Here is an 11,819-nt window from a genome sequence, read left to right on the forward strand (position 1 = left end):
ACTATATTGCCGTCGAAAACCTCGGGCGCGGTGTGGCCCTGCCTACAGCGAGTCGAACTCGACGACTGCCTTTATCTGGTCGTCCCCGTCTTCGAAGGCCGCCTCGACGTGTGCCGGGTCCGTCACCGTCGTGACCAGGTCGTCGAGCAGCCACTCCGGGAGTTCCTGTAACGTCTCGACGGCGTCCTCGAAGTGCGAGACGTGGGAGTTGACCGTGCCGATGAGACACTTGTTGTGGAGGACGATGTCGTTGTGCAGCGACCCGCCGTCGACCTCGAACTCCCAGGGTTCGGGGATGCCGAGCAACACGCCGACGCCGTTCTGGTCGAGCGCCTTGACCGTCTGGACGGCGTGGGGGGCGAACCCGGTCGCCTCGTAGACGTAGTCCATCGCCTCGTAGTCGGCCGGGAGTTCGTCCACCGGCGTCTCGCGGGAGTCGACGTACGTGCTGCCTATCTCGTCGATGATGTCGACCGTCGGGTCGGGCCGGTCCCGCCGACCGACGCAGTAGGTCCGGTCGTACTCCTGGTCGAGCATCCACAGCGTCAGCAGGCCGAGCGATCCGTTGCCGAGCACGCAGGCCGACTCCGGCCGCCAGTCGAAGGGTGCCCGCGTGGCGTAGGCGTGCTCGTTTGCTTTCTCGGTAATCGAGAGCGGTTCGACGAGGAAGCCGTACTCGGCGACCGACTCCGGGACGGGGACGAGGAAGTCCGCCGGCGAGGTGAAGTACTCCGCCATGAAGCCGTGTTCGCCGACGATGCCCCGCTCGACGTAGTCGCCGTCGGGAGCCATGTCCGGTTCGCCCCGCCGGAAGTACTCGTTGGTCTCCCCGTCCGGCTTCCGTCGGACGGTCGGCGCGACGACCTGCCCCGCCTCGAGCCCCGTGCCATTGGGCTCTTCGACGACGCCGACCGCCTCGTGTCCGAGAACCATGTGGTCTGCCCCGTCGGGGAACCCGCCGTGGGACCCGTTCAGGACCTCGTGGTCTGTGCCGTCAACACCGACGCGGAGCGTCCGGACGAGTGCCTCGCCCGGGTCGGGCGACGGTCGCTCCCGCTCCAGGAGCTGTGGCCCGTCGTCGCCCCGCGTCACACCAATCACTTTCATGCGCAGGCAGAGAGTGAGAACACTGGGGATTAAGTCTTTCTTCAGGGCTCCGTCTCGCCGACGCGAACGGCCGCGCCGGTCTCGCTGGAGCGGTAAATCGCGTCCATGACACGCTGGACCCGGAGCGCCTGCGCGACGGTGTTCTCCGACGGTGGCGTCCCGTCCCTGACAGCGGAGACGAACCGCGCCTGCTCCCGGCGTTGCGGGTCCGACCGCCGCGTCTCGACGTCGGTCGTCCGGTGGTGCATCGCCCCGGTGTCGGCCGTCTCGAACAGCGTCAGCGACTGGTCCGCGAGGTCGAGCCGTGCCCCGGCCTCGGTCCCACGGACGTAGTACTCCTGGCTGTCCGGCCGGTTCGTCGCCCACGCGACCTCCAGTGAGACCGTCGTGCCGTCCTCACAGCGGACGAAGGCGCTCGTCGAATCGTCGACGTCGAAATCGTCTGCCCCCCGGTCCTCGCCCCACATCTCGACGTAGGCGTAGTCCTCGTCGACGCCGAACTGGGACCGCGTCTCGCCCGTCACTTCGACGACCTCGGGGTGGTCGGCGACGTGCAGCGCCAGGTCGATGGCGTGGGCCCCGATGTCGATGAGCGAGCCGCCGCCGGCCACGTCCCTGCGCGTGAACCACGACCCCCGGCCGGGGACGCCCCGCCGCCTGACGTAGTTGGCCTCGACGTGTGACACCTCGCCAATCTCGCCCGCGTCGCGGTAGCCCACCAGCGTCCGGACCGGGTCGGCAAAGCGGTTGTGGAAGCCGACCATACAGAAGCCGTCTGCCGCTTCAGCGGCCGCAGCGATGCGCTCTGCGCTTTCGAGGGTGTGGGCCAGCGGCTTCTCGACGAGCACGTCCAGGCCGGCTTCCAGCGCCGCCACGACGTACTGCTCGTGGTACCGGTTCGGCGTCGTCACCAGGACAGCGTCGACGGCCCCGAACATCGCCGCGGCGTCCTCGTACACTGCCGCGTCGTACGTGTCGGCGAACCGCTCGCGCGCGTCGGGGTCGACGTCGACGCCCGCCGTTATCGACACCGGCTGGTCGAGCTGCCGGAGGTTGGTACAGTGGATGGTCGCGATGTTCCCCAGTCCGATGACGCCGATTCGAACCGTCTCAGTCATGTGTCTGTAGGGTTACACTCCGAGCCCGGTTAATACAACTGCCGCTCGCGCTCTTCCCGCTCCTCCTCCTGTTCCTGTTTCGCCTTCTCGCGGCGTCGGCCGCGCCGGTACTGGATGATGCCCGGGAGTATCTTGTTTTTCAGGTCGAGGACGAACGACACGATGCCGTACGACCAGAAGAAAAACAGGACGAGCATCCCGGTCCAGTACAGCGTGGCGAGGTGGCTGCTCATTTCAGTCGTCGGACTCCACTTCGCCGCCGCTTCCGGAGGCGGTCTCCTCTGTCTCGTATGGCATGAGGTCGTGGACGATGGCCTCGCCCGTGGCGGAGTCGAACAGGTGGACGTTCCGCCGGTCGATGACGACCCCGACCTGCTCGTCCTCCGCGAGGTCGGAGTCCGGGTCGATGCTCATCAGCAACTGGTCGTTCGTCGCCATCTCCTGGTCCATGGACGTCTCGCCGTCGCCCAGCAGCAAGTACGCGAATATCTCGTCGCCCATCGGTTCGAGGATGTCCGCCCTGGCCTGTATCATCCCCGACGGGTCGGGGACTTCCTCCCGGAGGTCGCCCGGGTAGATGTCCTCCGGACGGATGCCGAGGGTCACGTCGTCGCCGACGCTGACGCCCTCGACCGAGGCGGGGTTGAACGCGAGCGAGAAGTTCGGCGTCTCCAGGGCGTCCTCGGTGACCGTCCCCTCGATGAAGTTCATCGACGGCGAGCCGATGAAGCCGGCCACGAAGAGGTTGTCCGGCTCGTTGTAGCAGGTCAGGGGCGGGTCTATCTGCTGGAGCTGGCCCGAATCCAGGACGGCGATGCGGTCCGACAGGGTCATCGCCTCCTCCTGGTCGTGGGTCACGTAGATGATGGTCGTGTCCAGTTCCTTGTGCAGGCGCTGGAGTTCCGTCCGCATGTGGACCTTGAGCTTCGCGTCCAGGTTCGCCAGCGGCTCGTCCATCAGGAACACGTCCGGCTCGCGCACGATGGCGCGGGCGATGGCGACGCGCTGGCGCTGACCGCCCGACATCTCTTCGGGCATCCGGCCGAGCATCCCCTCTAGCTGGACGATGTCGGCGGCCCGCTCAACCCGGCGGTCGATTTCGTCCTGCGGGTAGTCCCGCAGGCGCAGCCCGAAGGAGATGTTGTCGTACACGTCCATGTGGGGAAACAGCGCGATGTTCTGGAACACCATCGCGATGCCGCGGTCCTTCGGCGGGAGGTTCGTCACCTCGCGGTCGCCGATGTAGATTTCGCCTTCGGTCGGAATCGTCAGCCCGGCGATGGTCTCCATCGTCGTCGACTTCCCACAGCCCGACGGCCCCACGAAGCAGATGAACTCCCCGTGGTCGATGTCGAGGTTCATGTCGTCGACCGCGGTGACCACGTCACCCTGGTCGTCGTAGCGTTTCGTCACGTGTTCGAGTCGTACTCGTGCCATTGTGTTACTCCTTGAGTGCGCCTGAGGTCAGTCCGCTGACGATGCGTTCCTGTGCGACGACCACGAGGATGACGACGGGGAGGACCCCGACGATGCTCGCGGCCGCCATGAGGTTGTACTGGGTCGTGTACTGGGTCTGATAGCTGAGGATGCCGCCGACGATGGGCGACCAGTTCGTCGCCTCCGGCGAGGTCGCCATAATCGAGCTGAAGAAGTACTCGTTGTAGACGGCGATGAACGTCAGCACGGCCGCGGTCGCCACGCCCGGCGCGGACAGCGGCATGATGACCCTGAACAGCGCGCCCAGTCGCGTCGTCCCTTCGACCCGCGCGGCGTCCTCCAGGCCGTCCGGAATCTGGCCGTAGAACGTCGTCAGGATGAAGATGGACAGCGGCATGAACAGGGCGCTGAACGGCAGCACCATCGACCCCGGCGTGTTCAGCATCCGGGGCGGTGTAAACAGCGGGATGTCGGTGAACGGCACCGTAATCGGGGCGTTACCGGCGAACGCCTGGAACAGCGGGATGACGAACGCGGCCGGCGGGAAGTAGCTGATAGCGAGGATGCCGAGCATCAGCAGCGCGCGGCCGGGGAACCGCAGGCGACCGAACACGTAGCCAGCCAGGCTCGCCACGAACAGCACGATGACGGTCGTCGTGACCGCCAGCGCGAAGCTGTTCAGCATGTACAGGTGGAACGGCACCTGCTCGAAGACGGTGACGAAGGCACCTGGATTGAACCCCTTGGGCACCGGCAGCGGGAACGTCCCGCTGACGCCGAAGAGGTTCACCGTCGGGAGGAAGCTCCCGGCGAGTAAGTTCCCCTCAGGGGTCACTGCCAGGACGACGAGCCAGTAGAAGGGGAACAGCGTCGTCACCAGGAAAAACACCATCGCCGCGTAGAACAGCGCCCGGTACACCTTGTCCGGGTTCTGGATTGCGCTCTGTGTCCACCGCTGTAGCGGTCCGTCGCTCTCCTGTGAGTCGGTTGTCGTAGCCATGTCAGATAGCGTCCTCCCCTTGCCAGACGATGAGCCCCATCACGACGATGCCGATTATCGCGGCCGTCACGAACGCGATGGCCGCCGAGGTCCCCTCGCGGGTCGTGAACGTGGCGACGACCATACACGAAAGGGACGGCACGACGGTACAACTCGACACCGTGTCGATGATGCCGTACACCCGCATCGCCTGCACCGACCGGAACAGCACGGCGACGCCGATGGTCGGCAGGATGAGCGGGAACGTGATGAGCTTGAACTGCTGCCACTTCGTCGCGCCGGCGACCTTCGCCACGTCGTACAGGCCCCGGTCGATGCTCTGGAGCCCCGCCAGGATGAGCAGCGCCATGAACGCCGAGGTCTTCCAGATGTCGGCGACGATGACGATGAACGTCGCACTCGGCGTGTCGTTGAGGGTGTTCGTCGGTGCCAACAGCCCGAGGTCGGCGAGCGGCGGCGTCAGGAACCCGATGTTCGAGTTGAACATCAGGAAGAAGACCATCCCCTGAATGACGATTGGGACGGCCCACGGGATGATGATTGCCGCGCGAATCCACCGGCGACCGTAGAAGTCCTGGTCGAGGATGAGCGCCTGCCCCAGGCCGATGAGCGTCTCGAAGAACACGCTCACGACCGCGAACACTATCGTGATGACCAGGGCGCTGTTCAGCAGTCCGCTGAGCCCGAAGCCCTCGGGGAGGAACGTCGTCCCGCCCGGCAGGTACCGGTTCTTCTCCCCGGTGAACAGCTCGACGTAGTTCCCGATACCGACGAAATTGGTGCTCGAGAAGTCCGGCGAGAGCGCGAACAGCGACAGCTCGAAAGTCCGCAACAGCGGATACAGCGCGACGACCCCCAGGAGCACGAACACGGGCACTAACAGCAGGTACGCGTACTGCGTGTCGCTGAGGTTCTCCATCCACCGCATCACGCCCACGAGGACCCCGGAGCGCCTTGACTCACGGCCGGTTTCTGTGCTCATTCGGTTACCTCCGTCCGTCGTTTGAATGTGTCATGATAAATAATCACAGGGGGCTTTTTGTAAAGCTATCCCGTCGTCAGGTCTGCTCGGTCTCTTCGAGTGCGGATTCGAGCGTCGCCATCGCGTCGGCCGAGGACGCCTCCTGCCCGACCGCGCGGTTGGCCTGCTGTGCGATGTTGCTGGACTGGTCGCTCCAGACGGCCGTCACCGGCCGAGGCATCGTGTTGTTCCCGGCGACCTGCAGCGTGTCCATGTACCGGCCCACGACGGGCACGTTCCGGGCCTCGTCGGAGTCGAACAGTTCGGGTCGCGGCGGCAGCCACCCCTGCACGGACAGCAGCGTGAGCTGGAAGTCCGGCTGCATCGCGGCGCGAATGACCTGCGTCACGGCGTCTAGCTGCTCGCTGTTGGGGTTGACCGTCATGTGCCAGCCACCGAGGGCGGCGGTCGTGCCGCCGGTCCCGGGCTGTGCGGCCTCGCTCTCGGGGACGGCGTAGGGAATCGGCATCGCGCCGAGGTCCTCACCGAGGACCGGGTCGTCGGTCTCCTCCGGGTTCCGGCCCGTGAGCGCCAGCGAGTACGGCCAGTTCCGGTGGAAGACGGCGCTGCCGTTGGCGAACGGTGCGCGCGCGTCCTCCTCTATCCAGCCGAGTATCTGGGTCGGCGTGAAGCCGCCGCCGTAGCCCTCGAACTGCCCGCCGAAGTCCTCGTCGTGGACGAACTTCCGCATCATGTTCAGGGCGTTGATGACCTCTTCGTTGTTGACCGTAATCGGGCGGTCGCCGATGGGTCCGAAGAGGTTGTCGCGGCCGCCGAAGTACGCGCCGCCCCACGAGGACATGACCTCGTTGAACGTACAGCAGGAGGTCCCCTCGTAGATGTCCCACTGGGTCGTGAACCCGAAGTCGACGTCGGCGTTGTCGTAGGTGTCGGCGGCGATGTTCGACCACTCCTCCCAGGTCATCGGTTCGGTCGCCCAGTTGTTGCTCTCGGGGCTGTAGCCGGCCTCTTCGACGAGGTCCTTGCGGTACTGCATCGTCGGGAAGTCCGGGAACACCGGGACGCCGTAGAGGTTCCCGTTACTCGGGTTCCGCGCCGTGTCGGTGAACGCCGAGAAGTAGTTGTCCGACACGTCCGAGAGGAGGTCCTCGGGCAGGGTCTCCGTGAGGTTCTGCAGCTGGCCCCGCTGGATGAAGATGTTCGTCCAGCCGTTGTCCATCAGGAACATGTCCGGGTTCGTCTCGCCGGCCGAGAGCAGCCGGTTGTAGTTGGACCGGGCCGCGCCGGTGTCCTGGTCACGCGGGACGAACTGTATCTCGATTGAGTCCGGGAGGCCGTTGTCATGCAGGGCCTGCCTGATAGCGTCGCCGTTGTTCTGGACCGCCACCGGGTCGAAGCCCCACTGCACGGTCGTCGTCTCCTCGCCGCTGCCGCCGCCGGTGGACCCGCCGTCGCCACCGTCACCGCCGCCGCCGTCGCCACCGTCGCCGCCACCGCCGACGAAGTCAGCACAGCCCGCCAGTCCGCCGACGACACCTGCTGCTCCGGCGGCACGGACGAACCGTCGCCGGGAAACGCCTGTCGAGCTCCGCTCGCCGCTTGTGCCATTGTCCGACATGTCTATTCTGAGCTATCCCGCACACACCATAAAGGTTATCCATAATTAACCACAGGTGTTGTTAATCAACCCTCTCACGGAGTGGATACTGGTATATTGTTGACTAATCGAATCTGTATAAAATGTTTAGTATATATACGGTCGGTTAACTCAAACGACCGTTTGCTACACGGAGACGCTCAAACGCAGAAACTGAGGTATCGTTTATTCGGCCCGCTGACCGAGCGTTCCGGTCACTCGTAGGTCACGTCCGTAATCGTAATCTCGGTCGCCTCGACTTCCTCGATTACGGCTCCCCAGCCGCCGACTTCGTACGTCCCGTCGTCGGTGACCAGCGTGGCACTGATTCGGCCAGCCAGCTGTGCCAGCGGGACCGGGTCGGTCCGACCGATGCTACTCCCGGTGTAGTCGACGGCGGTGATGCGCCCGGTCAGTTCGACCGACTCCTTCGTCTCCGTGTCGTACCCCCTGACGACGGCCTCGATCGACGCACCCTCGTTCAACAGGGGTTCGATGTCGCGGACGGCGTGACGGAGGTCGACGTAGGTCGTCGGCGTCTCGGGGGTCCGTTCGGTGTACAGCGTGTCCCAGATTTCCCACAGGCAGGTCAGGAAGAACCAGTGGAAGACGTAGGTGTGAGTACGGTCCTTGACGAGCACGCCGTACTCGTTGACCGAGTCGTGATGGGGCGCAAAGCACGTCCAGGTCCGGTCGACGAGGACGAAAAACGGGGCCGGAATCTCGCGGTTCCGGGCCTCCGTACAGGTCCCCTCGATGTCGGATAGCGGCGGGACCTCCTCGCCGGGGCCCGTGCAGATGCTGAGCTTGATGTTCACGCCGCGGTCGTGGGCGGCGACGAGTTCCTCCCGGACCGCGTAGAACTGCTCGGGGTTCACGCCGACCTGAATCTGGTTTTCCGCCGTCCCGATGAGCTCCCTGGCCCGGCTGACGACCGTCTCGAAGCGCTTGACGATGCTGACTTCGTGGTCGGATATCTCGGGCTGGTTCCAGCGTTCCTCGATGGTCTCGGCCGCGTCGAGGTACTTGCTCGACCGGGACCGCAGGTCCTCGAGCACCACGTCGGGGTTGCGCGCGCGGGCGGTCAGGCTGTCCTGCTGGAACGTCTCGATGTACCCCTTCGACTCCAGGTCCCGGAGCACGTCGTATATGCGCGGGTCCGGAACGTCACAGGAGTCGGCGATGTCCGTCGCCGACGCCGTCCCCAGCCCCAGCAACGCCACGTAGGCCTCCGCCTGGTACGGGGAGAGCCCGGCGTCTTCGAGGATATCGGTTAGTTCGCTGTCGTCCATGTGTGTACAGGGAAACTGAGTACGCAGTTAACGTACATGGTTGTTGGTCCGCGCTCAGTCCTTGCCCTCGACGGGCCAGTGTGGCTGTTTCGGGGCCTCGATGCGGGCCGACTCCTCGTCGGTCAGGTCGACGGCGAGCGCGCCGACGTTCTCCTCCAGTTGGGCCATCGTCCGCGGGCCGATTATCGGCGCGTCGACGACGTCCTGGTGACAGAGCCACGCCAGGCTGACCTGCGCCGGCGTCACCTCCTTCGCGTCGGCGATAGCACGCACCTCGTCGAGGACCGCCCAGTTCTCCTCGCTGAACCGGTCGGCCGTGTACTCGTCCGTGCTCGCCCGCCCCTCGTCGGGGTCGTCACCGCGCTCGTACTTCCCGGCCAGGAAGCCGCCGGCCAGGGGCGACCACGGGATGACGCCGACCCCCTCCATCTCACACACCGGCAAGAGGTTCGCCTCCTCGTGGCGGTCGACGGCGTTGTACTCCGGCTGCATCGAGACGAACCGCTCGTACCCCTCGATATCGGCCGTGTACAGCGCCTTCTGGAACTTCCAGTTGGCCATCGTGCTCGCGCCGATGTAGCGGACCAGCCCTTCGTCGACGAGATAGGTCAGCGCGTCCAGCGTCTCCTCGATGGGCGTGTCGTCGTCCCACCGGTGTATCTGGTAGAGGTCCAGGTAGTCGACGCCGAGACGGTCCAGCGTCGCGTGACACTGGTCGACGATGTGTTTCTTCGAGAGACCGCTGCCGTTCGGCCCGTCGTGCATGTCGAAGTACACCTTCGAGGCCAGGACCAGCTCGTCCCGGCGGGCCGAGTCGACGGCGTCGCCCAGTATCCGCTCGCTCTCGCCGTTCGAGTACGCGTTGGCGGTATCGAAGAAGTTGATACCGAGGTCCAGCGCCCGTTCGAGTATCCGGCGGCTCTCGGCCTCGTCGTTTAGCATCCAGGGCTCCGCGCTCCCGAAGTTCATCGTTCCCAGACAGAGTTCGGACACGTCCAGCCCCGTCGACCCGAGCGTGGTGTACGTCACCGACGAATCGCTCATGACACTTCGTACCACAGCTGTTGTTAAAGAATTTTGGGACTCCCCGACGTTGGTCCGGTATGAATCGCGTATCCACACCGGACGAAACCGACCCGATGGAAGCGCTTGCCGCCCTCCGCGAGGAGTCCCACACCGGGGCCGACAGATGCTGGCCGTGTACGGTTCTGAATCTCGGACTCGTCGGGGTCGTCGTGCTGTTCCTCCGTGCGCGCGAGCGACCGCTGTCGAGTCTGCTGGTCGCCCTCGTCGGCGTCGCGGCGATATACCTCCGGGGGTACGTGGTCCCGTACACCCCCGAGTTCGCCCCGCGGCTGGTGGCGGCCTCGCCCGTCCCCGACGAGTGGTTCCACGGGGAATCGTCCCGTGGCACCGAGGCCGGCGACACCCCCGACGAAGGCGAATCGCTGGCTGACGGCACGGAGATGGACGGGGAAACCGTTCTCCGGAAGCTGGTGGCGGCCGGCGTCATCGAAGCCGAGGGCGACCAACTGTTCCTCGCGGCGGCAGTCGACACCGCGTGGTACGAGCGCATGGACGACCTGGCCGCGCAACCGCTCGATAGCCTTGCAGCGACGCTACAGGACTCACTGGACGGGGTCGACCACGCGGAGCCGTACGCCGACGACGACGGCACTGAGTGGGTCGCCGTCGGAGCCGACTCCAAGCGACTCCTCGCCCGCCCGGTCGTCGTCGCCGAACTCGCGGCGTACGAGGTGCTGGGCCAGCGGGTCGACGACGAGCGACTCAGGGTCGCCGGCGCGGAGGCCTTCCGGATGTTCCTCGATAGCTGTCCGGTGTGTGGCTCCGACCTGGTCGAGTCGTCGTCCGTGTCCTGCTGTGGCGGCCACCTCGGGCCGCGCCAGAACCCCGACGAGACGCTGGTCTGTCCGACCTGCGAGCAGCGACTCTACACGTTCGAGAGCGACGGCTGAAGCGGGCGAGTCGGGGGACGCTGCGTGGCACCGACGGAGAAACGGTGACGGGGGGAGTCCCGCCGGACCGCTGGTGCGTGCGGCCCCGGATACAACCATGCACTGTGGCAGACAGGCGGTTGGCGTCGGCCGGGTCGGGGGCGGCGGCGGACCGCCGACGACCCCCGGATAGCAGGGGAATGCTCCCAGCCGATAGAACGGTACAACTGCTGTTGTAAATAAATTTTCGGTGGGTGTAGAACACTGCCTATTAAATCCTCGCACACGGAGATACGTGTATGAAGAACATCGACGACCTCGTCGACAGTGCCTCCGACCTGGCACAGCGTGGCCTCTCGAAGGGCGAGATAGCCGACGAGCTCAACGTCTCCCGGGAGACGGCGAGTTGGCTTGTCGAACGCAGCGGCACCGGCACGGAACCGGACACGGGCGGCGACGGCGGCGGCCCCCACGACATCCACGTCGACTGGTCCGCCGTCGGTCGTGACAGCAACCGCCTGTACCACGCCGGGGCCGCGATGGCGGACCTGCTCTCGAAGAAAGGCGACGGCGTGGACCTCACCATCGGCATCGAGAAGGCTGGCGCGCCGCTCGCGACGACCGTCGCGCGGGAACTGGAGACCGACCTCGGGACGTACGCCCCGACCAAACACCAGTGGGACGACGACGAGAGCGAGACCACCGACGGCTCCTTCTCCCGGAACTTCGCACAGATTCGGGACCGCGACTGCTACGTCGTCGACGACACCATCACGAGCGGCAAGACGATGGGCGAGACCATCGACGCGATTCACGAGCAGGGCGGCAACCCCGTGGCCTGCGTCGTGCTGGCGGACAAGCGCGGCGTCGGCGACATCCGCGGCGTTCCGGTCTACTCCTTGCTACAGGTCATCCGGGTCGGCAGCGACGGCGATTCGTAATCGGGGCCGACGGACGGCGAGAGACTATCCTTTTATCCGTGCCGTGCGTACACTGGTGTATGACTGTGCTGTCGTTCGACGAACAGGGCGTGGACGTCGTCTACGAGGGAACGGAGTTCCGCCTCGAAAAGGCCCTCATCGAGGACGCCCTCCAGAAATCGTATCCGAACGTGACCGACCACGAAGTGCTACAGATGGTCGAACCGGAGCCGGCGCTGTCGGGCGAACCCCAGCGCATCGCCGAGATAGTGAACTAAGGGGTTTCGTACCTTCGACGGTGTTAGCGCCCTCGTGGGAACTAACTATTTCCGAGACCGCGTATTCCGTTTTCAGGCGTTCTCGGCCGCGAAT

General features: G+C 65.5%; 12 protein-coding genes. 3 read left to right on the plus strand and 9 right to left on the minus strand.

The genetic code is table 11. The annotated features are described in order from the left end of the window. Window positions 1–42 precede the first annotated feature (42 nt). The 9 genes from VI123_RS16430 to VI123_RS16470 all read right to left on the minus strand — a co-directional run bounded on the left by VI123_RS16430 (window position 43) and on the right by VI123_RS16470 (window position 9,616). Window positions 43–1,107: a glucose 1-dehydrogenase gene (locus tag VI123_RS16430; RefSeq protein ID WP_336339143.1), complete on the minus strand. Its 1,065-nt coding sequence runs from the start codon at window positions 1,105–1,107 to the stop codon at window positions 43–45. Window positions 1,108–1,148: 41 nt separating this feature from the next. Then, window positions 1,149–2,225, minus strand: a complete 1,077-nt coding sequence (locus VI123_RS16435) for a Gfo/Idh/MocA family protein (protein WP_336339144.1) — start codon at window positions 2,223–2,225, stop codon at window positions 1,149–1,151. Between the two features lie 29 nt (window positions 2,226–2,254). Then, a complete protein-coding gene (locus tag VI123_RS16440) occupies window positions 2,255–2,458 on the minus strand; it encodes a hypothetical protein (RefSeq protein ID WP_336339145.1) in 204 nt (67 codons plus the stop codon). Window position 2,459: 1 nt separating this feature from the next. Beyond that, window positions 2,460–3,662, minus strand: coding sequence for an ABC transporter ATP-binding protein (locus VI123_RS16445; RefSeq protein WP_336339146.1), 1,203 nt, complete (start codon window positions 3,660–3,662; stop codon window positions 2,460–2,462). Window positions 3,663–3,666: 4 nt separating this feature from the next. Next, window positions 3,667–4,662 carry a carbohydrate ABC transporter permease gene (locus VI123_RS16450; protein ID WP_336339147.1) on the minus strand — a complete coding sequence of 332 codons (996 nt, stop codon included), beginning with the start codon at window positions 4,660–4,662 and terminating at the stop codon, window positions 3,667–3,669. Window position 4,663: 1 nt separating this feature from the next. Further along, the gene (locus VI123_RS16455; RefSeq protein WP_336339148.1) at window positions 4,664–5,644 is read right to left on the minus strand and encodes a carbohydrate ABC transporter permease; all 981 of its coding nucleotides are present in this window, start codon (window positions 5,642–5,644) and stop codon (window positions 4,664–4,666) included. Window positions 5,645–5,720: 76 nt separating this feature from the next. Continuing rightward, window positions 5,721–7,262, minus strand: coding sequence for an extracellular solute-binding protein (locus VI123_RS16460; protein ID WP_336339149.1), 1,542 nt, complete (start codon window positions 7,260–7,262; stop codon window positions 5,721–5,723). Window positions 7,263–7,495: 233 nt separating this feature from the next. Next, entirely contained in the window at window positions 7,496–8,572 is a 1,077-nt protein-coding gene (locus tag VI123_RS16465) for a TrmB family transcriptional regulator (protein ID WP_336339150.1), read from the minus strand. 54 nt (window positions 8,573–8,626) lie between these two features. Beyond that, window positions 8,627–9,616 carry an aldo/keto reductase gene (locus tag VI123_RS16470; RefSeq protein ID WP_336339151.1) on the minus strand — a complete coding sequence of 330 codons (990 nt, stop codon included), beginning with the start codon at window positions 9,614–9,616 and terminating at the stop codon, window positions 8,627–8,629. A 59-nt stretch (window positions 9,617–9,675) separates the two neighbouring features. Between VI123_RS16470 and VI123_RS16475 the strand changes: the two genes are divergently transcribed. The 3 genes from VI123_RS16475 to VI123_RS16485 all read left to right on the plus strand — a co-directional run bounded on the left by VI123_RS16475 (window position 9,676) and on the right by VI123_RS16485 (window position 11,725). Beyond that, on the plus strand, window positions 9,676–10,548 hold the full coding sequence (locus VI123_RS16475) for a hypothetical protein (RefSeq protein WP_336339152.1): 873 nt from the start codon (window positions 9,676–9,678) through the stop codon (window positions 10,546–10,548). A gap of 278 nt (window positions 10,549–10,826) precedes the next feature. After that, window positions 10,827–11,468: a transcriptional regulator GfcR gene (gfcR, locus tag VI123_RS16480; protein ID WP_336339153.1), complete on the plus strand. Its 642-nt coding sequence runs from the start codon at window positions 10,827–10,829 to the stop codon at window positions 11,466–11,468. Window positions 11,469–11,527: 59 nt separating this feature from the next. Next, window positions 11,528–11,725 (plus strand): DUF5800 family protein, encoded by a 198-nt coding sequence (locus tag VI123_RS16485; protein ID WP_336339154.1) that lies wholly within the window; start codon window positions 11,528–11,530, stop codon window positions 11,723–11,725. Window positions 11,726–11,819: the final 94 nt, after the last annotated feature.

It is taken from the genome of Haloarcula sp. DT43 (genome assembly GCF_037078405.1).
In the GTDB taxonomy this organism is placed as follows: Archaea; Halobacteriota; Halobacteria; order Halobacteriales; family Haloarculaceae; genus Haloarcula; species Haloarcula brevis.

Bases quoted from the DNA above. Each gene is read 5' to 3' on its own strand.
- VI123_RS16445 (WP_336339146.1), bottom strand. From the start codon at position 3,662: ATGGCACGAGTACGACTCGAACACGTGACGAAACGCTACGACGACCAG.
- VI123_RS16455 (WP_336339148.1), bottom strand. From the start codon at position 5,644: ATGAGCACAGAAACCGGCCGTGAGTCAAGGCGCTCCGGGGTCCTCGTG.
- VI123_RS16440 (WP_336339145.1), bottom strand. From the start codon at position 2,458: ATGAGCAGCCACCTCGCCACGCTGTACTGGACCGGGATGCTCGTCCTG.
- VI123_RS16475 (WP_336339152.1), top strand. From the start codon at position 9,676: ATGAATCGCGTATCCACACCGGACGAAACCGACCCGATGGAAGCGCTT.
- gfcR (WP_336339153.1), top strand. From the start codon at position 10,827: ATGAAGAACATCGACGACCTCGTCGACAGTGCCTCCGACCTGGCACAG.
- VI123_RS16460 (WP_336339149.1), bottom strand. From the start codon at position 7,262: ATGTCGGACAATGGCACAAGCGGCGAGCGGAGCTCGACAGGCGTTTCC.
- VI123_RS16470 (WP_336339151.1), bottom strand. From the start codon at position 9,616: ATGAGCGATTCGTCGGTGACGTACACCACGCTCGGGTCGACGGGGCTG.
- VI123_RS16465 (WP_336339150.1), bottom strand. From the start codon at position 8,572: ATGGACGACAGCGAACTAACCGATATCCTCGAAGACGCCGGGCTCTCC.
- VI123_RS16430 (WP_336339143.1), bottom strand. From the start codon at position 1,107: ATGAAAGTGATTGGTGTGACGCGGGGCGACGACGGGCCACAGCTCCTG.
- VI123_RS16485 (WP_336339154.1), top strand. From the start codon at position 11,528: ATGACTGTGCTGTCGTTCGACGAACAGGGCGTGGACGTCGTCTACGAG.
- VI123_RS16435 (WP_336339144.1), bottom strand. From the start codon at position 2,225: ATGACTGAGACGGTTCGAATCGGCGTCATCGGACTGGGGAACATCGCG.
- VI123_RS16450 (WP_336339147.1), bottom strand. From the start codon at position 4,662: ATGGCTACGACAACCGACTCACAGGAGAGCGACGGACCGCTACAGCGG.